The 18,940-nt window shown below is 70.3% G+C and carries 17 protein-coding genes; 4 read left to right on the top strand and 13 right to left on the bottom strand.

Annotated features, from left to right (window positions below):
* Positions 1 to 50: 50 nt before the first annotated feature.
* From OHA34_RS00405 to OHA34_RS00385, 5 genes are all read right to left on the bottom strand, one after another.
* A complete protein-coding gene (locus OHA34_RS00405; RefSeq protein ID WP_329520365.1) occupies positions 51 to 1,037 on the bottom strand; it encodes an enediyne biosynthesis protein in 987 nt (328 codons plus the stop codon).
* Positions 1,034 to 3,016 (bottom strand): CRTAC1 family protein, encoded by a 1,983-nt coding sequence (locus tag OHA34_RS00400; RefSeq protein ID WP_329520364.1) that lies wholly within the window; start codon positions 3,014 to 3,016, stop codon positions 1,034 to 1,036. Before OHA34_RS00400 ends, OHA34_RS00405 begins: the two co-directional genes overlap by 4 nt.
* A gap of 206 nt (positions 3,017 to 3,222) precedes the next feature.
* Entirely contained in the window at positions 3,223 to 4,098 is an 876-nt protein-coding gene (locus OHA34_RS00395) for an SDR family NAD(P)-dependent oxidoreductase (RefSeq protein ID WP_329520363.1), read from the bottom strand.
* Positions 4,095 to 4,700, bottom strand: coding sequence for a carboxymuconolactone decarboxylase family protein (locus tag OHA34_RS00390; RefSeq protein ID WP_329520362.1), 606 nt, complete (start codon positions 4,698 to 4,700; stop codon positions 4,095 to 4,097). The genes OHA34_RS00395 and OHA34_RS00390 overlap by 4 nt, the downstream gene beginning before the upstream one ends.
* Before the next feature lie 54 nt (positions 4,701 to 4,754).
* A complete protein-coding gene (locus OHA34_RS00385; protein ID WP_285943986.1) occupies positions 4,755 to 5,729 on the bottom strand; it encodes a DUF1702 family protein in 975 nt (324 codons plus the stop codon).
* Here OHA34_RS00385 and OHA34_RS00380 point away from each other — a divergent pair.
* Both OHA34_RS00380 and OHA34_RS00375 read left to right on the top strand, forming a co-directional pair.
* A complete protein-coding gene (locus OHA34_RS00380) occupies positions 5,647 to 5,985 on the top strand; it encodes a hypothetical protein (protein WP_285944069.1) in 339 nt (112 codons plus the stop codon). The two genes, OHA34_RS00385 and OHA34_RS00380, sit on opposite strands and share 83 nt — an antisense overlap.
* Before the next feature lie 12 nt (positions 5,986 to 5,997).
* Complete coding sequence (locus OHA34_RS00375; protein WP_285943987.1) at positions 5,998 to 7,533, top strand: GMC family oxidoreductase; 1,536 nt, start codon at positions 5,998 to 6,000, stop codon at positions 7,531 to 7,533.
* Between the two features lie 109 nt (positions 7,534 to 7,642).
* Here the strand turns inward: OHA34_RS00375 and OHA34_RS00370 are convergent, their stop codons facing one another.
* Positions 7,643 to 8,497: a maleylpyruvate isomerase N-terminal domain-containing protein gene (locus tag OHA34_RS00370; RefSeq protein ID WP_329520361.1), complete on the bottom strand. Its 855-nt coding sequence runs from the start codon at positions 8,495 to 8,497 to the stop codon at positions 7,643 to 7,645.
* 156 nt (positions 8,498 to 8,653) lie between these two features.
* On the opposite strand from OHA34_RS00370, the gene OHA34_RS00365 reads away from it, so the two are divergent.
* Positions 8,654 to 9,385: a TetR/AcrR family transcriptional regulator gene (locus OHA34_RS00365; RefSeq protein WP_285943989.1), complete on the top strand. Its 732-nt coding sequence runs from the start codon at positions 8,654 to 8,656 to the stop codon at positions 9,383 to 9,385.
* Between the two features lie 81 nt (positions 9,386 to 9,466).
* Here OHA34_RS00365 and OHA34_RS00360 read toward each other — a convergent pair whose 3' ends face one another.
* From OHA34_RS00360 to OHA34_RS00350, 3 genes are all read right to left on the bottom strand, one after another.
* Positions 9,467 to 10,135 carry a maleylpyruvate isomerase N-terminal domain-containing protein gene (locus OHA34_RS00360; protein WP_285943990.1) on the bottom strand — a complete coding sequence of 223 codons (669 nt, stop codon included), beginning with the start codon at positions 10,133 to 10,135 and terminating at the stop codon, positions 9,467 to 9,469.
* A 13-nt stretch (positions 10,136 to 10,148) separates the two neighbouring features.
* Positions 10,149 to 11,183 (bottom strand): NAD-dependent epimerase/dehydratase family protein, encoded by a 1,035-nt coding sequence (locus OHA34_RS00355; protein WP_329520360.1) that lies wholly within the window; start codon positions 11,181 to 11,183, stop codon positions 10,149 to 10,151.
* Positions 11,184 to 11,846: 663 nt separating this feature from the next.
* Positions 11,847 to 12,476, bottom strand: coding sequence for a ScbR family autoregulator-binding transcription factor (locus tag OHA34_RS00350; protein ID WP_285943992.1), 630 nt, complete (start codon positions 12,474 to 12,476; stop codon positions 11,847 to 11,849).
* A gap of 1,187 nt (positions 12,477 to 13,663) precedes the next feature.
* Here OHA34_RS00350 and OHA34_RS00345 point away from each other — a divergent pair.
* The gene (locus tag OHA34_RS00345) at positions 13,664 to 14,428 is read left to right on the top strand and encodes a helix-turn-helix domain-containing protein (protein ID WP_285943993.1); all 765 of its coding nucleotides are present in this window, start codon (positions 13,664 to 13,666) and stop codon (positions 14,426 to 14,428) included.
* Positions 14,429 to 14,838: 410 nt separating this feature from the next.
* On the opposite strand, the gene OHA34_RS00340 is transcribed toward OHA34_RS00345, so the two are convergent.
* From OHA34_RS00340 to OHA34_RS00325, 4 genes are all read right to left on the bottom strand, one after another.
* Positions 14,839 to 15,585, bottom strand: coding sequence for an SDR family oxidoreductase (locus OHA34_RS00340; protein WP_285943994.1), 747 nt, complete (start codon positions 15,583 to 15,585; stop codon positions 14,839 to 14,841).
* Between the two features lie 97 nt (positions 15,586 to 15,682).
* Complete coding sequence (locus OHA34_RS00335; RefSeq protein WP_285943995.1) at positions 15,683 to 16,381, bottom strand: DUF899 domain-containing protein; 699 nt, start codon at positions 16,379 to 16,381, stop codon at positions 15,683 to 15,685.
* Between the two features lie 166 nt (positions 16,382 to 16,547).
* Positions 16,548 to 18,095 (bottom strand): AMP-binding protein, encoded by a 1,548-nt coding sequence (locus OHA34_RS00330; RefSeq protein WP_285943996.1) that lies wholly within the window; start codon positions 18,093 to 18,095, stop codon positions 16,548 to 16,550.
* Positions 18,092 to 18,916: a p-hydroxycinnamoyl CoA hydratase/lyase gene (locus tag OHA34_RS00325; RefSeq protein WP_329520359.1), complete on the bottom strand. Its 825-nt coding sequence runs from the start codon at positions 18,914 to 18,916 to the stop codon at positions 18,092 to 18,094. Before OHA34_RS00325 ends, OHA34_RS00330 begins: the two co-directional genes overlap by 4 nt.
* Between the last annotated feature and the right edge of the window lie 24 nt (positions 18,917 to 18,940).

Below are 18,940 nucleotides of genomic sequence, written 5' to 3'. Positions count from 1 at the left end.
CGCGACGTGCGGGAGACCGCTCTCGGTGCCGAGGTCAGGCGATCAGGCGATCAGGCGGTGGACGGATTCGACACCGGCGCCGCCGCGCCGGCCGCGCGCTCGCGCCGCTGCCGCCTCAGGTGCGCGACCCACCAGCCGAGCCCGCGCAAGGCGCACAGGGCCGTGGTGGCGTAGAACAGCGTGTAGGTGATGTTGAAGAGCATCAGCACGGCGTAGATCACCGCGAGGCTGGAGCCGAAGACGAACTGGGCCCGGCCCTTGGACGGCGTGGTGCCGGGGTCGGTGATCATGTAGTTGGTGAACAGCACGAACGCCACCCCGGTCATCACCGCCAGGCCGGTCGCCAGCGGCGCGTCCCAGATCCAGTGCCGGACCAGGGCCTGGATCGCGAAGCCGCCCATCCAGCCCATGATGAGCATCACCCGCCCGGTGAGCACGGCGTTGATGACCGTGCCGGCGGTAATGATGATCACCGGAATCAGGATGCGGAAGAGCGAGTTGGCGTACTCGGTGAACTGGTAGGGCGGCGCGATGCTGACCCACGATCCGAAGCACAGCAGCGTGACGGTGATGCCGAAGTTCGACGGGTTCATGAAGTGCCGCCACCGGCCGTTGATCGGGGCCCTCAGGATGTGCTTCTGCGCCACCCCGACGACCACGCCGAACATGATGGGCCACCACATGTCGTTGGCGTAGAGCAGCATGTTGACGGCCAGGGCGGTGATGTGCGACGGGAGCAGGAACTCGTACAGGCCGCGTGCGCCGTTGCCCCGGAACCGGGGGGCGACCCCGTCCGCCCTGGCGCTGATCACCTCGAAGACCAGCTCGGTCGCGTACGCGGTGACGACCGCCAGGATCGGCCACAGCCAGGGCTGCTCGAAGCCCAGCACCGTGTATCCGATGATGTTGAACACGCTGATCGAGATCGCGAAGTTGCGCAGCGCGAGGTAGCGGACGTCGGGTTTGCGCACGGCCTTGGCCGGCGGCGGGGCGGTGGGCGCCGGCGCGGCGCCGGTCGGCTCGACGGTCGTGGTCATCGGCTCGGAACCTCCTTGGCCGTGGTGTCCAGAAGCAGGGTGTGGTCGCCCTCGTTCAGCCGGACGGTCTGCTTGTGCAGCCGGGCCTGCGTGTCGCGCCACTGGAGCTCGACCTCGACCGGCCCGCCGGTCCGGCCGAGCCCGAAGCGGACCTCGAAGCTGCGCTTGCCGCTGTGGCCGCTGCCCCCGTCGAGTTGCGAGATGTGGGTGCGGCCGTCGGCGGTCCGGGCCCGGACGGTCACCCCGTAGGCGGGCGACCCGATCCCTCGGAGGTCCTTGCCGTCCGGACGCCCGGCCACCGGCCGGAAGAGGTGCAGGTCGAGGTAGCGGCCCAGGTTCGGGGAGTTGTTGGCGTAGAACGCCGGCGGGCCCCACTGGCGGGCGAGGGCGAAGTCGAGCGCGCCGTTGCGCCGGGTGTCGGCCATCGCCACGCCCCGCGTGGGGATCGGGACGGCCAGGCCGAGTTCCTTGGTGAGGTTGGCGAAGGGCCCGCCGTCCTGCCGGGCGTAGAAGGCGACCGGCTGGCTTCCCGCGATGTCGTCGCCGGGCTGCACGTTGGGCCACATCGCGGGGTTGGTGTAGATGTTGTCGTTGGTCATGGCCATCTCCTGGAGCCACGGCCAGCGGTTGATCTTCCCCTTGACGAAGCCCTCGGTCTGGACGATCTCCAGCTTCCCGCTGTTGCGGAAGTCGCCCATCTTGACGTCCCAGCCCCAGCCGGTGAACGCCAGCCCCATCTCGCGGGCCTTCTGCGTGTACGGCGCCTCCCCGGCGGCGAGCCGGCGCTGCATGTCGGCCTCGCTCCCGGCCTGGTTGATCCAGGTGAAGTTGCTCTCCTCCAGGCCCCAGGCGGTGGTGATGTTGCTGACCGACATGTCGAACCGGCCGCTGTTGTTCAGGTCGCCGAAGTCGACGCCCATGCCCTTGAACGAGCTCTTGCCGATCACGAACGACTTGGGCGTCGTGGGGCTCCGCTTCCCGATCACCTCGCCGAACCTGATGGTGCCCGGCGTGGACCGGTTGTGGAGCAAATGGTCCTTGCCGAAGTCGTTGGCCAGGTAGAGCTCGGGGACGCCGTCACCGGTGAGGTCCGCGCTCGACGCGGCGAGGGTCCAGCCGGAGGACGCCTTGAACGGCAGCGCGCCTCGAGCCTCGGCGAACGTCGCCGTGGGGCGGGGGCCCGCGGTGGCGTTCTGCCAGCGCAGCACGTGCGAGCCCCCGCCGTTCTTGGCGTTGGACATCGAGGCGTTCATCTGCACGTTGTTCAGGCCGTGCGGATCGAGGACGTCGGAGTCGGGGAAGTAGTTGCTGACCAGGATGTCGGCGTGGCCGTCTCCGTCGAAGTCCGCGACGTTGACCGCGTTGGTGTTCCACCGGGGGCCGTGGTAGGCGCCGTCGGCGCTCCCCTGGGGCACCAGTTCCACCCGCTCGTAGGTGTCGGGCGCGAGCGCGCGCGTCCCGGTCTTGGCGAGGAAGAGGATCGGGGTGCGGCCCCAGTAGTAGACCATGAGGTCCATTCGCCCGTCGCCGTTGAAGTCGCCCGGCGCGCAGCCCATCGGGGCCATGGCGGGATGCACGGGGAGCGGCGCCGGATCGAGGGCGAAGGGCGTGAACCGGTCGGCGGCGGGTGCCGTCGGCGCGTAGGTCACGACCACCTTGTCGGTCCGGGTGTCGACCAGGCACATGTCGTCCGGCCGGCCGTTGCCCTGGAGGTCGTTGATGGCGACCGCCGCACCGACCGCGGAGATCCACGACCGCAGGTGCCGGAAGGCGGGGTTCACCGTCCGCTCGGTCTGGGTCGGCTTGTACCCGGGCGGCATGGCGATCGGCATCTCGGTGAAGCGATACCGCGACGCCAGCTCCGCCCGTGTGTCGGCCGAGGCCGTCGGGAGCCGCGCGACAAAGTACAGAGCCAGGATCAGCGCGAGCGCGGTCAGGCCGGGGATGAATCTGCGCTTCCGCGCCCAAAGAGATGCCATTTCATTCTCTCCATCGGGGTCCGGTCGATCCTTGTATCGGCGGTCATGCAGCATCCCTATGCTGAAATACGAGGCCCCGTGTCCGCATCTTTCCGAATGCGGTTTTCCCGTCGTTGTCCGCGGTCGCCGCCCGAACGCACGGAGCCCTGGTGCGGCACCCCCGGAACGGGAATGCCACACCAGGGCCCAAGGGCGGCGGGAGAAGCTCAGGGAATCGGAAAGAACAAGCGCACGAATCGTTCGAAGAAGCGGTCGCCCATCGTCCAGCGCATGCGCGGGAGAAGCCGGGACGGCATGCCTATCCGGTAGCGGATGCGGGGGTTCGGCGCGGTCGCCGCCCGCTCGATGACCTTGGCCACCGCGTCCGCCCGGACCGCGATGCGGCCCCGGCCGCTCGGGCGGGGGGTGTCCCGGTAGGCCTCGTGCCAGTCCACGAAGTACTCCCAGAAGTCCCGGTAAACGCCCGCGTTCTGCTCCTCGGTCATGCCCAGGTCGGCCATGCTGGTCGGCACGAAGCCGCCCAGGATCGGGGACGGCTCGATCAGCACCACCTTGATGCCCGCGCCGGCGACCTCGTGCCGGAGCGAGTCGCCGATCGCTTCCAGCGCGTGCTTGGTCGCCTGGTAGTAGCCCCGGCCGGGGGTCGCGAACTGGCCGAAGATCGACGACATCAGGACGATCCGGCCGGCGCCCTGCTCGCGCATACCCGGCAGCACGAGCTGGGTCAGCCGGGACAGCCCGAAGACGTTGGTCTCGAACTGGCGGCGGACCTCCTCCATCGGGGTCTCCCCGATCGTGCCGTTCAGGCTGTAGGCGGCGTTGTTGATCAGGGTGCCGACGGCGCCGTGCTCGGCGGTGATCCGTTCGACGGCCTCGATCATCGACTTCTCGTCGGTCACGTCGAGGCGCATCGTGGTGACGCCCTCGGCGGCGAGCTCCTCCAGCGCTTCGACGTTGCGGGCGGTCGCGTAGACCGGCAGGCCCGCGCGGTGCAGGCGCAGCGCGGCGGCGCGCCCCGTCCCCGACGACAGGCCCGTGCCCGAGGACGCGCCGGTCAGCAGGATGGCGCGTGACGGCGTCATCGAGTGCTCTCCTGCTGGGAGATGCGGCTCTTCTGCTGAAGGGCCGCGCCGAGCCCGACGGAGTCGACGAGCCGGTTGATGAAGTTGAACAGCGCCGCGCAGAAGACCGCCTCGAGGATCTCGTCGTCGCTCCACCCCGCGTCGGCCGGAGCCGCCCAGTCGGCGTCGGTGACCTGGTAGGCCGCCGTGCTGACCTTGGTGACCAGCCGCATCAGGGCCAGCGTGCGCTCGTCGAGGGGGAGTTCCTCGGGCGTGGTGGCGGTCTCGACGGCCGCGGCCAGCTCGGGGCTGCCGCCGAACTGCAGGAGGAACCAGTTGTGGGTGCCCACGCAGTACGGGCACTGGTTGACCTGGGAGGTCCACGCCGCGATCAGTTCCTTGGTCTCACGGGCCAGCGCACCGTCCTTGAACATTCCGGCGTAGCCGGTCGTCACCACGTGGAGCAGTTCCGGCCGGGTCGAGGTCAGCCGGAACATGTCCGGCACGAACGGCAGCCCGGTCGCCGTCTTCACATCCTCGTACAGGTCGGCGAGCCGGCCCTCCGCGTCGGCCTCCTCGACGAGCGGCACCCGGACGCCCTTGAGCATTGAGTTCTCCTGCATGGGCCTGGCCCTTTCTTCGGGGGGTTGTCGGTGTCCGCTCGGCGGGCGGCGGTGTCAGCCGCCGCGGACGGCGGCCTGGATGCGCTGCCGCCAGACTTCGAACGCGGGCAGCGGGCCGTCCGGGGGAAGGTCGTCCAGTGCGGTGTCGGTCAGCCGGGCCGCCTCATCGACCGTGCACCCGCAGATGACGCGCACGGCCTCGGTGGTGTCGTCCACGACGAGTCCCGGCAGGAGGCGCGCCTTGGCGGCGAACGCCGATCCCTGGGCGAGGTCGCCGCGGTGGTCGCCCGCGAGCTTCACCAGGGCCTCCAGCCCGACGGCCCCGGCGCCGCCCCCGACGCCGCCCGCGTAGGTCGCGGCCAGGCCGGTGCCGCCCCACAGGTCCGCGCGCCGCTGCGGCGCGAACGTGCCGATCATCGACGCCACCCGCTCGACATCGGCGCCGCAGACGAACCACAGCGCCCGGCCGATGCCCTGGTCCACGGCCCGCGCCGCGTATCCCGAGGGGTCGGGCCAGGGCGGGACGACGGCCGGGGCCTTCCGCTCGTGGACGTACTCGCGCGTCGAGAAGTAGGCCAGGTGGAACCCGTAGCCGTCGAGCGCGAGCCAGCGCAGCAGCGGGTCCTGGAGCACGATCGCCGGCCACAGCCGCTTGGGGAGGCGGGCCATCGCCCAGCCGATCCCCACGTGCGCCATGTAGATGTGCGCGCCCGCGGGACCGTCCACGAAGGCCCGCACGCGGTGGCGCCGCCACGGTGTCATCGCGTCGGTGATGGCCAGGGCCATGGCGGCGCCTTCGTAGGCGAATCCGCGGAACCGCCGTTCGACCGTGTCGAGCAGGGCGCTCAACTCGGCCATGTCACCGCTGGTCATCGCGTGTTCGAAGCCGGTCAGAAACTGCCGGCCGGTGTGTTCGAGTCGCGCCTGGGCCTGCGGATCCCGCGCGGTGAATCCGCGCCTCGCAAAGGTGACTTCGGAGAAATCCGGTGTCAGCAGGCGTTTGCGAATGTTTCCCGTCAAGGTTGCCATGTATCCCCCTGAACGCGGTCGTCCCCGGGGTGGGGTCGATCTCAGGGTGCCGTCCCGCGGCCGGGACGTCATCTTCTCTATTGCCATTTCATCGGGAAGTCCGAAACGGCACCGGCCCGCGCACATCGGCGCACAGGCGAAGAAGACGGCGGCGATGCCGGATGTGATGCTGAGGCTTGAGATCATGCGCGCGATCTTCTGGCGGCGCCGCCCGCATTCCGGTGGCGACCGCGATCCTGCCGGCCCCGATGCGTGATGAGGATGTCCCATGACTTATCAGTACGACGAGATCATCGTCGGCTCCGGATCGTCCGGCGCCGCCCTGGCCGCACGGTTGACCGAGGATCCGAGGCGACGCGTGCTGCTTCTGGAGGCGGGCCCCGACTTTCCCGTCGTCGATGAATCACCGCACGACATTCTCAATGGCAACGAGATGTCGCTGAACGACCACGACTGGCAGTTCCGCGCCGCCATCACCGACGGCCGCCGGATCCGTTTCCCGCGCGGGAAGGCCACCGGCGGGTCGTCGGCGGTCGGCGCCACGATCGCGCTGCGCGGCACGCCCGCCGACTACGACGAATGGGGCGCGGCCGGGAACCCCGACTGGACCTGGCCCCAGGTGCTGCCCTACTTCCGGCGGCTCGAGGACGACCTCGACTTCAACGGCGAGTTCCACGGCAAGGGCGGTCCCGTCCCGATCCGCCGCTGGCACTCCGACGAGCTGACCTCCGGCCAGGAGGCGTTCGCCGACGCCTGCCTGAGCGCCGGGTTCCCCGAGGTGAAGGACCACAACCACCCGGAGGCGACCGGCGTGGGCCCGATCCCGTCGAACCGGCGGGACACCGTCCGGCGGGTCTCGACCGCGATCGCCTACCTCGGGCCCGCGCGCGGCCGGGAGAACCTCGAGATCCGCTCGGGCGTCCTGATCGACCGGCTGCTGTTCGAGGGCGACCGCGCGGTCGGGGTGCGGACGGCGGACGGGACGGAGATCCGCGCCCGGCGGGTCGTCCTGTGCGCCGGCGCCGTCGGCTCCCCGGCGATCCTCATCCGTTCGGGGATCGGCCCCGCGGACGACCTCGGCCGCCTCGGCGTCGGCCTGCGGCTCGACCGGCCCGGGGTCGGCGCCAACCTCATCGACCATCCCCGGACCGGCGTCTTCATGTCGGCCAAGCCCGGCGCGTTCCAGCGGTCGGACCCGTTCCTCCAGACGATCGTGCGGACCACGGCGGAGGGGTCGCAGGAGTTCAACGACCTCCAGTACTACATGGTCAACCACTTCGACCTGACGCTCTTCCCCGAGCTTCAGATGCTGGCACGGTCCTCGACCATCATCGGCGTCATGGTGGTGCACCAGCGGCCGCAGTCGCGCGGACGGCTGGTGCTGCCCTCGGCGGATCCGGCGGCGGCCCCCGAGATCGACCTGAACTTCCTGGCGACCGAGCACGACCTGAAGGTGCTCGTGGACGGCGTCCGCACGAGCTGGTCGCTGGCCATGCACCCGGGCATCCGCGACCTCGGCGAGGACGTGGTCGTCCTCAACGACAGGTCGCTGGTCGACGACGAGGAGATGGTCCGGCAGTACGTCAAGTCGAGCCTCGACAGCGCCTACCACCCGGTCGGCACGGCGCGGATGGGCCCGGCCGGCGACGACGGCGCGGTCGTGGACCAGCGCCTGCGCGTCCACGGCACCGAGGGCCTGTACCTGTGCGACGCGTCGGTGATGCCCAGCATCGTCAGCGCGAACACCAACCTCACCTCGATCATGCTCGGGGAGCGCCTGGCGGACTGGCTGCGCGAGGCCTGACCCCACCGGGACCGCGACAAGCCCCTGCGCCCGCCGTCACGGCGGGCGCAGGGGCCTTTCCGGGCGGCCCGGCGGCCGGGTCCCGCCCGGCGGGGGCGGGCGGGACCCGTTACGGCGTGCGCACGACGCGCAGGAAGGCGGGAAGCAGCCACGGCCTCCGCCCGCGGACGACCACCTTCCCGCTCAGCACCGCACGGGCCTTGCCGATGCGGTCGAACAGCATCAGGTTGAACGTCGCCGGGTCGAAGAAGATCCGCACATCGGCGCCGGGGCCGGGCTCCTCGACGGTCGCCCGGCCGTCCTGGAGGACGATGGTCGCGGGCGTGGTGTACCGCGACCGGAACTCCACCGCGATCCGCCCGTGCCTGGGCGGTTCGTCGGAGTCCAGGAAGCGGCCGAGGCCGTTGCGCGTCATCCCGACCATGAAGAGCTCGAAGAACGCGGCGGCGTCCCGCGGCGGCACCGTCCAGGGGAGCCGCGCGGCGCGGGCGATGTCCCAGCCGTGGATCAGCAGCTCGTTGATGAGGTGGGCCAGCAGCCCGGCCACCGGCACCCGGGCGCCGCCGATCCACGGCACGGGCCGGTCGGGGTCGGCGTCCGCGGCGGTCTGGAGAACGGTGCCGACGGCGGCGCGCAGCCTCTCGGTGAGCGCTCCGATACGGCGGTCGGGAATGCCCTCCAGCATGGCGTCGTTCAGGCGGTCCACGGTGTCCACCGTGGTCGCCGGCACCAGCTCGGCGACGCCGCCGGCGGGCCGGCGCGCTTCCGCGCGGACCAGCGAGGTGTACATCTCCGCGATGCCGGTGACATGCGCGACGGTATCGGCGACGGACCATTGGTCGACGGCCGTTCTCCGCGTGTCGGGAACCTGTTCGGCCAGCCGGGCGAAACGTTCCGAAGTATGTTCGAGAGAATGGCGGACCGCCAGCCACTGGTCATGCGTCACCCGGAATGTGGAAGCCATGATTCCCTCCTTCAGGATAGTGCCGACGGTAACAGCGGGGCACTCCGTTGGACACCGACCGCATCGGATACAGCAACATCAGAGAAACATATTCGGCGTTCCCCCAATAGCCTGAAGGAAGATCTCTCCACTGCCGCTGGAAGGAAGTCCTGCCGGATGTCACCGCGCAAGATCGATCCTCGGGTTCGCGCACGGCTGGTGGACGTGGCCGCGCGGCTGCTGGCGGCGGAGGGCCCGCAGGCCCTGTCCGCGCGCCGCATCGCGACGGAGGCCGGCAGCTCGACCATGCCCGTCTACACCCACTTCGGCGGGATGAGCGGGCTGGTGCGCGAGATCGTCTATGAGGGCTTCGCGCGCATGGAGCGGTATTTCGCCCTCGTGCGCGAATCCGATGACCCGGTCGCCGACATGGCGCTGCTGGGCCGGGCCTACCGGCGCAACGCGCTGGCGAATCCGCACCTGTACGCGGTCATGTTCGGAAGCTCGACGCTGGCCGGCTTCGAGCTGTCGGAGGAGGATCGCCAGCACGGTCGCTACACCCTGGTCAACGTGGTCGAGTGCGCGGGACGGTGCATGGCGGCGGGCCGGTTCCGGGCCGCCGACGAGGAACTGGTCGCGCATCAGATGTGGACCGCGACGCACGGGCTGGTCACGCTCGAACTGGGCGGGTACCTGGTCGCGCCGTACGAGCCCGAGGCCTGTTTCGAGTCGCAGCTCGTCGGCCTCATGGCCGGCGCCGGCGACACGCCCGAGGCGGCCCGGCGCTCGGTCGGGCTGTCGCGCCGGCGGATGCCGCGCGAGCTGGCGCCCTGGGCCGAGCATGAACCTGCGCCCCCGGCCGGGCCCGGGGCGGGCGATCCGGTCGGCAGGACCGCTGCGGGCGCCTGACCCGTCCGGCCGTCCAGCCGTCCGGCGGCCGGTCTGCCGGACCGCCCGGCACCTGACGCGGCCGGACGGCCGCGGTCCCGGTCAGGAGTCCGCGGCCGGCATCTCGACGGGGTGCGCGGGCGGGGTGAACGGCCCCCACGTGAAGGCCGGGAGCCACGGGCCGGGGTCCGCGCTCCACGACAGCCGTGCGATCTGTTCGTGGGTGCGCCTCCCGCCGATCGACCGGACCACGTCATGGCGGTTCCCCCGCATGGTGATCGCGGGCTCTCCGGCGCCGGCCGTCCATCGCAGGTCGCCGGCCTCGATGCCCACCGCGGGCAGGCCGTGCGAGGCCAGCGAGAACGAGAATCCGAGGATCCCGAGCTCCATGACGCCCACGTACGCGGGATGCCCGTCCGGCATGGCCTCCCCCAGGACGGCCCGGATGTCGCCCTCGTGAACGAAGGCGTCCGCCACGAGGAGGTCGTTCATCTCGCCGGTTCCGTCGGCGACCGCCCGTTCGAACTCCTCCGCCAGGCCGTTCCAGTGCCGCAGGAGGTCGGGTACGGCCGCGGACGCGGGCGGCGGTTCGGCCACCGGCGCTCCTAAGCCGCGCGCGCAGATCTCGGCAAGATGCGCGACGAGTCCGCGGACCGTCCAGTCCGGGCAGGCGGGGACGGTGCGATCGGCGACCTCCGGGCGCTCGCCGAGCAACCGGGCGACGTTCTCGCGCACCCTGCGGTAGGCGACGGGGTTCGGTACTCGTTCCATCTCGGTCCTCCCACTAGAGCCGTTCGGCGGACGCGCCGGCGGACCGCGCCGCCCGACCGGCCTGCCGGCCGGTCAGGTGCCCCTGCCGGTGCAGCCATCGCACGGCGTCGCGGACGGTCTCCGCGAGCGGCCGGCCGTCGATGCCGAGACGGTCGGCGCCCTCGTCGACGGGAGCGCTGACGGCGCAGGCGTACGCGGCTCCATATTCCGCGGGGATGTGCCACGGCCAGACCCGCTGGACCTGGTCGGTCAGGCGCGCGGCGGGGAGCATCGCCCGGGCGGGCAGGAAGAGCGCCGGCAGCGCCCGCCCCGTGGCCTCCCGCACGGTCTGAACGTACCGGCGTGTCGACACGTGGCGGCCGGGGCCGAAGAGCCGGTTCCGCCCCGGCTCCGCCCGGCGGAGGACCTCGGCGTGCAGCCGCGCGGTGTCCCGCACGTCGCCGAGCGGGAAGCCGCCGCCCGGCCACATCGGCATCAGCCCGCGGAGCAGGTCGCGCAGCCGGGCGTTCTGGTCGCCGAGATGGGGATCGTCCGGTCCGAGCAGCGGCGGCGGATAGGTGATCACGACCGGCGCGCCGCGCTCCTGAAGGCCGCGGGCGACCGCCTCGGCCGCGGCCTTGCTCGCCATGTAGCGTTCGCGCGGGCGGCCGACCGGCGACCCGGCGTGGACCGGGCCGTGCGGCGAGGGGTACAGCGCGCCCACCGTCGAGACGTGGACGATCGGATCCGCGCCCGCGCGGCCCGCCGCCTCCAGGGTGACCTCCGTGCCCCGGGCGTTGGTCCGCGCCATCGCCGCGTGCCTCCTGCGGTCGAAGGAGTAGACGGCGGCGGCGTGGAGCACCGCGTCCGTGCCCTTCAGCGCCCGGCGCATCGCCCGCTCATCGGTGACGTCCGCGCCCGTCGTGTCCACCGCGTCGAGCGGCACCCCGAGCGGCGCCAGCGCCGGTTCGACCCTGGCCTCGTCGCGGACGACCAGGCGGACCCGGTGCCCCGAGCCGACGATCGCCGCCACCGAGTGGGCACCGACGAAACCGGTGCCACCCGTCACTCCCACCAACATGAGCTTCGACTCCCGCCCGCCGAGAACCAGTCCGGCTTCAGCGTGCAATGGCCGTACTCCCTTTGTCTTCTCCTCGTGTGCCGCCACCGGCGTGGGCGCATGGTGCATCTCATGCTCGGCGCGAGGCAGGGCCGTGTCCAGGCGGGCCCGCCCGCGGGACGCAGACGGGATACTCGCTGGACACCGACGGGCTTGCTTGACGCAAGCACACACCTTAAAGTACTTGCATGAAAAAAGCATGACGGGCGGTGCGGGCCGGCCACGTGCCGCCGGACCCGAGCGCTCCGGGTGAGGAAGCTTGAAGCCGGGAGACCGGCGATGGGAGGAGCCCCTATGCGGGATCGCGCGGCATGGTGGTGGCGACTCGTGCTCGCCACCACTTCACTCGGCCTTCTGCCGCCTTACACGACCGGCCTTCTGGATGGGCCGGGCCGGGGCCGCCACGCCCGCTCCCTCGCGTTCGCATTCGTATTCGCGGCAAGGCCGCTCCCCTCCTCGCCCAGCCTTGTCCTGGCCGTCTCCCCCCGTCCGGCCTCGGCTCGAGGTCTCCGAAGCGGCCGGTCGGCCGTGGCACTGCCGCGGCCGTCCCGTTCATCAATGGCAAGGCCGAAGAATTCACGAAGTCGCGGCCGCGGGCCGAACACCGATCCACTAACGTGCCGCGACGTCGATCGGCTCTAGAAGCGGAACGAGTTCGTCGAGCTTTGCGGGGAGCACCAGGCCGGGCAGGGTGGTGCGCCACATCGCGAGAACGCATCGCTGAAGATCCTTGCGATCACCATTCGCCGCGTACTGAAGGCCGATGAACGCGGCCATCATGAAACCGGCCACCGCGCCGGTGTCCACGTCGGGCTTGAGGTCACCCTGGACGCGGGCCTCGTTCAGCAGGTCCGCGAGCTCCCCGGCCCAGGCCGCGGACCGCGGGTCGACCGACGATCCGATGAGCTGCCGGTCGACCATCAACCGGACACCGGCCCACATGAGCGAATCACTGCGAAACGCGCAGACCAGGCGACGGGACAGGGCGATGAGCATCGGCATCGCCCGGGTGTGCTCTTCTCGCAGTTCGACGATCAGCGCGTCCCATACATCGCGGCATTCCTGCACGACCGCGAGCGCGAGCGCCTCCTTCGACGAGAAGTGGAAGTAGAGCGAGCCCTTGCTGACACCGCGGCGATCGATGATGTCCTGTAGGCGCGTTCCGGCATATCCCCGTTCCTCGAACGTCTCCGCGGCGGCCTCAAGGATCATCCTCCGCTTCCGGCTGGCTCGCTCCTGCATACCGACCATCCCTTCACAACACGGATGGCTAGTTCCGGTGATGTGACCTGACACCAGTGTAACTTTGTTCAGGCCAGTAAGCATCCTCGTCAAGCCACTCATCTTGATCAACCATGAGCGCGACCATAGGCCCGGACTGAGAAAGCCGACGCCGACGCACCGCCTTTATCGAACGAGAAACTCGGGCGCGCACGAGAGCACGCCACGAATAGCGTGAACCAGCGGCCGGGAACAGGCACGCATCGCCGACCCGCCCCGGCGCACGGGCGCACCGGCCGATCGGTCCCACGCGGCCCGACCTTCGAACCAGGGCCGGAAGAGGCACCTGAGCCGGGAGGTCACCGGAGGCCGGCCGCTCCGGATGGGCGGCGTCGCCGCCACCGCTCGAGGGCCCGGCCACCCGGCGGAGGACGGCCCGCCCCTGTGGCGCGCGGCCGGGATCGGCCAGGTACCCGTGTGCCGTCCCGCGACCACAGGGGCTGGGCGGTTCAGTTTTCTCACCGCCCGGTCGGTGCGGTCTCACCGTCCGGCCGGGTCGACCTCACTCCCCAGTCGGGGCGACCTCACCGTTCGGTCGGTGCGGTCTCACCGCGCGGTTGGGTCGACCTCACCGCCCGGCCGGGCATCACGGGGCCGCGTCCCGGCCGGGCCGGCCCGGCGCGCGGACCGCGATCGGCGTCGGCGACGGGGGCTCCGTCGCACAGAACTGCTCGAATTGCATAGCGTGATCACGTCAATACAGAACTGTTCGGCTAGCCCAGGGCGCGGCAGCCTGTCAACCCGGCGACACAATGGCGGAGGTAGCGCCCGTCTTCTTCAAAGATGCTCTGAGTCCGCCCGTGCCAGAAGTTGACCGCCCCCGACACTTGCAGTAAACCGACCTCCCGGTTTATCAATGTATTGTCCACCGGACCGCAGCGCTGGACTAGCGCACCGATATCTCATCCCGCGGCAACAAGTTGAAAAATTCGCGTACTTCTGTGACCTACGGTCATCATCTGGTCACTCACATCACGGTTCTACATCATAGCGGGCAGAAGAAATGATCTCAGCATCGGCCGACGACATCGTCCGATCCCATTCTCCTCATATCCACAACCGTAAACACCTCCTTATCGGGCCACTGTCGAAGGTCATTTCTTTCCATGCATCACGCTAGCCGCTCCGCCAACTCGCAGGAGGATTCCGTGGACAGCATCGAGCGATCCGTAGAGCGTGTGATCGAGGCCATGCACGAGAATCTCGGAGAGAACTTCACGGTCGATGACATGGCCCGGATCGCGATTTTCAGCAAGTTTCACTTCTCCCGGGTGTTCCGGGATACGACGGGTGTGTCGCCGGGCCGCTTCCTGTCGGCTCTGCGCCTCCAGGCGGCCAAGCACCTTCTCGTCTCCACCTCGCTCAGCGTCGCCGACATCAGCATCCAGGTCGGCTACGCCAGCGTCGGAACGTTCAGCTCACGGTTCAAGAGCTCGGTCGGCGTCGCCCCCAGCGTCTACCGCGCCACCGGCGGCGTCACTCCCCGCAGACAGCCCCCGAGCACGGGCGGCGGCAAGAGATCCTCGACCGTACGGGGCGAGCTCAGGCCCGGGGAGAACGGGCCGGGCGGCCCCGCGTTCGTCGGCCTGTTCCCGGATGTCATCCCGCAAGGAAGACCGGCCCAGTGCACCATTCTTCCACGGCCGGGACGATTCGTTCTGGAGAACGCGCCTGAGGGCATGTGGCACGTACTGGCGTACTCTTTCGGCCCGGACCGCCATGACGGCGCGGATGTACGCCGTGGAGCCGCTTCGGCGCCGTCCATCGGAGGTTACGGACCGATAGTCATCGGTCCCGACACCGCCACCGTGGAAGCCAATGTTCAGCTCAGATCGGCACGCCCACTGGACCCGCCGGTGCTACTCGCACCGCTCGACGCCGACGCCGCCGTACTGAACGCGATCGCCAGTTAGCACCCGGCACATCACGGTGGCCGAAGCCTCTCCCGCGGGGCGCGGTCCGCCCGCCGCGGCCGGCTCCGGGTGATCGAACCGGAAAAGGACATGAACGCGGGACCGTCCTCCCGGCACCGGCGCCGCGCGCAGGCAGGGCAGCACCATCCCGACCGACGACGGCGGGAATTTCGCCCGTTGAAATCATGCCGAGCGAGCAGCACATGAATAGCACGCCCCCGGGACGGCGCAGGTGCGCGTACCGTTCCCGTCGCATCCGGCGCGTTCCCGAGGCACTGCGGCACCACGACAAATAGGTGAATGTTCAACTCGCGCGTGCAGGGGCCCGATGCGTGAAGCGGCCCCGGGCCCTGGCAGCGGCTCTGGGTACTGCCTGGGCCCGGGGCGGTCCCCCGCGGAGGGTGGTCTGATCAGGGGAGTTTCTTCAGGCCGGCGCCGGTCAGGAGGTAGGCGGGGGCGACCTGGGCGGCGTCCCGCCGTACCAGGTCGACCAGCGCGGTGCCGGCGGCGTCCGGGGTCAGCGGGTCGCCCATCTGCTTCAGGTACTCCTCCTCGGACTGGCCGGAGCGGGCCGCGTACGCCTGGGCCGCCGCACGGCCGAGGTCGGTCAGCGGCGTGATCCGGGGCAGCACCGCGGTGAAGGTGATGTCCAGGCCGGCCCGGCCCGCCTCGTCCTGCGCGTACGCCGTGATGAAGCGCTGGGTGGCCTTGGCGCCCGCGTATCCGCCGCTGAGCGGCGAGCCGGCGAGGGCGGCGCCGCTGCTGACGACGACGACCCTGCTGCCGGGCCGCAGCGGCTTGAGCAGGACCTCGCGCAGCCAGTGGAACGCGATCCGGACATCGGTCTCCCAGTTGACCGAGAACGTCTCCCAGGTGTGGTGCTGCAACGGCCGCATGAGCGGACTCGCGCCGGCCACCAGGACGACGATGTCCGGCTCGTGGCGGTCGAGCAGCAGGCCGGCCGCCGCGGCGTCGCCGGCGTCGGCGACCTCCGTCCGGACGGTGCCGGCGCCGGCGGCCGGCCGGGCGAACTCCACCGGGGTGCGGGACACGGTGACCACCGAGGCGCCCGCTTCGGCGAGGCCCGTGGCGATGCCGTGGCCGAGGCCGCGGCTCGCGCCGACGACGAGGGCGGTCCGGCCGGGCAGGTCGATCATGGTGTCCTCCAGATCATGGTTCTCCTCCGGATCTCAGGGATCGCGCCGATGGGTGCGCCGGCGGCCACCGCGGCAGCCGCCGGCGCGGTTCGTAGGGCTATGACTGGAACCTGGTGCCGTTCCACCAGTTGTCGCCGGGGCCGGTCGAGTCCTCCGCCTCGTACCGGTCCTTGTGGCGCCACCAGTCCCAGGGGTGGTCGAGCTGGTCCTCCTGCCGCCCGAGGTGGGTGATGTCCAGGTAGTTGTAGAAACTCTTGAAGATCTCCCCGCCCCGATCGAAGATCGAGTAGGTGAAGAAGACCTCGTCGCCGTCCCGGAGGAACGCGCTCACCCCGGGCGACTCGCCCTGCTCGGTCGTGACCTCGTGGTCGTAGTTGAAGTCGCTGCCGTACGACGAGTACCACGGCAGGTTCCAGCCCATCCGGGCCTTGAACGACTCGAGCTTCGGCAGCGGCGCCCGGGAGACCAGGACGAACGTGGTGTCCCGCGCCCACAGGTGCGCGAGCTCGCCGACGCTGTCGGCCTGCATCGAGCAGCCGATGCAGCCCTCGTCCGCGTCCGGGGCGAACATGAAGTGCCGCACGACGAGCTGGCGGCGTCCCTCGAACAGATCGAGCAGCGTGACCGTGCCGTGCGGGCCCTCGAAGCGGTAGTCCTTCTCCACCTTGACCATCGGCAGCTTGCGGCGTTCCGCCGCGATCACATCGCGTGCGTGCGTGACCTCCTTCTCTTTCTCCAGCAGGGCCCTGCGGGCCTCCAGCCATTCTTCCCTGGAGACGACCGTGGGAAGAGTCATCAGACCTCCTCAGGAAATGCCGGTAAACCTGCGGACCGGCCTCCAATGTCGTTGAATGGTGATCGCTGCTACCCGGCTACTGCTCGGGAACCATTCACTATCAGCGTGCCAGGATTCTTCGGAAAATCGTTCTCCCCGCTTGCCCATTCGCGGCGGGAAAGGCGCGTCAGGCGGCGGGGTCGCGTTCCTTCAGGGCACGCCGGGCTATCTTGCCGACCGGCGTCCGGGGAATCTCGTCGACGAACTCGAGCCGCCGGATCTTCTTGTACGGCGCGACGCGCTCGGCGATGTAGGACATGAGCTCTTCGGGGGTGACCGGCTCCCGCGCGACCACGAAGCCCTTCGGGATCTCGCTCGCCTCCTCGTCCGGCACCCCGATCACCGCGGCGTCGGCGACCTTGGGGTGCGCCTGGAGGAGGGTTTCGAGCTCGACCGGGGACACCTGCTGCCCCTTGTACTTGATGAGCTCCTTGAGCCGGTCGACGAGGAAGAGCTGCCCGTCGTCGTCCATGTAGCCGAGGTCGCCGGTGTGCAGGAACCCGTCCGGGTCCAGCACCTCCCGCGTGGCCTCCTCGGCGTTGAGGTAGCCCTTCATGACATGGGGTCCCCGGATCAGGATCTCGCCGGTGTGCCCGCGCCCCCGCTCCGCGCCCGTCTCCACGTCGACGATCCTGCATTCGATGTTCGGCGTGTTCCGGCCGACCGACGCGTTCGCCACGGACCCGTCGAGCTGCATGAACGACACCAGCGCCTCGGTGAGCCCGTACCCCTGGTTGATCCGGCATCCGATCCGGTCCCGCACGCGGCGCGCGATCCCCGGGTCCAGCGCGGCGCCGCCGCTGACGATCGAGCGGACCGAGGAGAGGTCGTACCGGTCCACCAGCGGGCTCTTCGCGAGCAGGACGGCGATCGTCGGCACGATGAACAACCGCGTGATGCGGTGCTCCTGGATCGCCGCCAGGTACGCCTCGGGGTCGAAGCGCGGCATCGTCACGATCGTCGAGCCCTGGAGCAGGCTCGCGTTCATCGCCATGATGAGGCCGAAGGCATGGTGGAACGGCGGCACGGCGAGGACCTTCTCGTCCTCGGCGTTCGGCGCGCCCAGGCTGATCTGGAGCACGTTCGCGACCATGTTGCGGTGCGTCAGCATCACCCCCTTGGGGGTGCCGGTGCTCCCGCTGGAATGCAGGAGGGCCACCACGTCGTCCGCGGGGTCGATGGACGGCTCGGGCGGGCCGTCGGCGCCGAGCAGCGCGGCGAACGGCGTCGCGCCGGCCGCCTCCCCGAACACCAGGACCTCCTCCACCTTCGTCCGGGCGGCGAGCGCCGCCGCCTTGGCCGCCTCGGCCGGGGAGACCACCAGCAGCCGCGCGCCGGCGTCGTTGAGATGGGCGGTGAGCTCGTCCGGCGTGTCGAGCGGGTTGAGCAGCACCACCGTCCCGCCCGCCATCGCGGCGGCGTGGAAGGCGATCGGGTACTCGGGCACGTTCGGCGCGAGCATGGCCAGCACGTCGCCCTTGCGGAAGCCGCGGGCGTGCAGCCCGGTGGCGGCCCGCCGCACCGCCGACGCGAACCCCCCGTAGGTGTACTCGCGGGCCCCCGCGACGTCGACGACCGCGGTCCGGCCGGCGTGCCGCTCCGCCCGGCCCAGCACGAAGGACGTCAGGGACGTCGCGGGCACGTCCACGGGCGGGTGCGGGCCCGTGAAGATCATGACGGGACCTCCGCGCGCTGGTAGGTCTTGAGGCCGGGCTGGTAGGCGCGCTTCTCGAACTGCTTCAGGGCGACATTGATCCACTCATTGGAGGTCAGCCGGGACAGCTCCCAGAGCTTCGCCTGGTCGTAGTCGATCGCCGCGGGCAGGTCGGTGGCCCGGTTGTGCTCGTAGACCTGCTTCGCCAGGGCCAGGGTGACGGGGTTCTTGTTGACGAGCATGCCGACGAGGCGGTCGGTCTCCGCGTCGAGCCGGTCGTGCGGCACGGCCTTGTTCACCAGCCCGTACTCGGCCGCCTGCGCCCCGGTGAACCGGTCGCCGGTCAGGATGTAGTAGAGCGCCGCCTTGCGGGGCAGGTTGTGGGCCGTCGCCCAGGTGGCGCCGCCCGCCGGGAAGATGCCGAAGTTGATCTCCGAGAGGCCGAACAGCGCCTTCTCGGACGCGATCGCCAGGTCGCAGAGCCCCGCCAGCAGCACCCCGCCGCCGAAGGAGAGCCCGTTCACCTTGGCCACGGTCACCGCCGGGAACGCCTTGATGCGCATGAACCAGTCGAGCGCCACCTTGTTGGTGCGGTAGAACTCCATCGGGTCGTCGAACGGCCTGAGGAAGCACTCCTCCAGGTCCATTCCGGCGCTGAAGCTGTCGCCCTTGCCGGTCGCCACGACCGCCTTGACGTTTCCGTCCGCCTCGATCAGGTCCAGGGCCCGGTTCATGTCCCGGTGCATCTGCGGGTTCATCGCGTTCTTCTTGTCCGGGCGGTTCAACTCGATCGTGGCCCGCGGTCCGTCGATCTCCAGGTTCAGAGTCTCCAGAGACGTCATGATTCGCTCTTCCTTTCGTCAGAC

This window comes from Spirillospora sp. NBC_01491, assembly GCF_036227065.1.
GTDB lineage: Bacteria > Actinomycetota > Actinomycetes > Streptosporangiales > Streptosporangiaceae > Spirillospora > Spirillospora xylanilytica.
The sequence above is the reverse complement of the archived record's forward strand: the minus strand, read 5'-3'. Positions and strand labels throughout refer to the sequence as shown.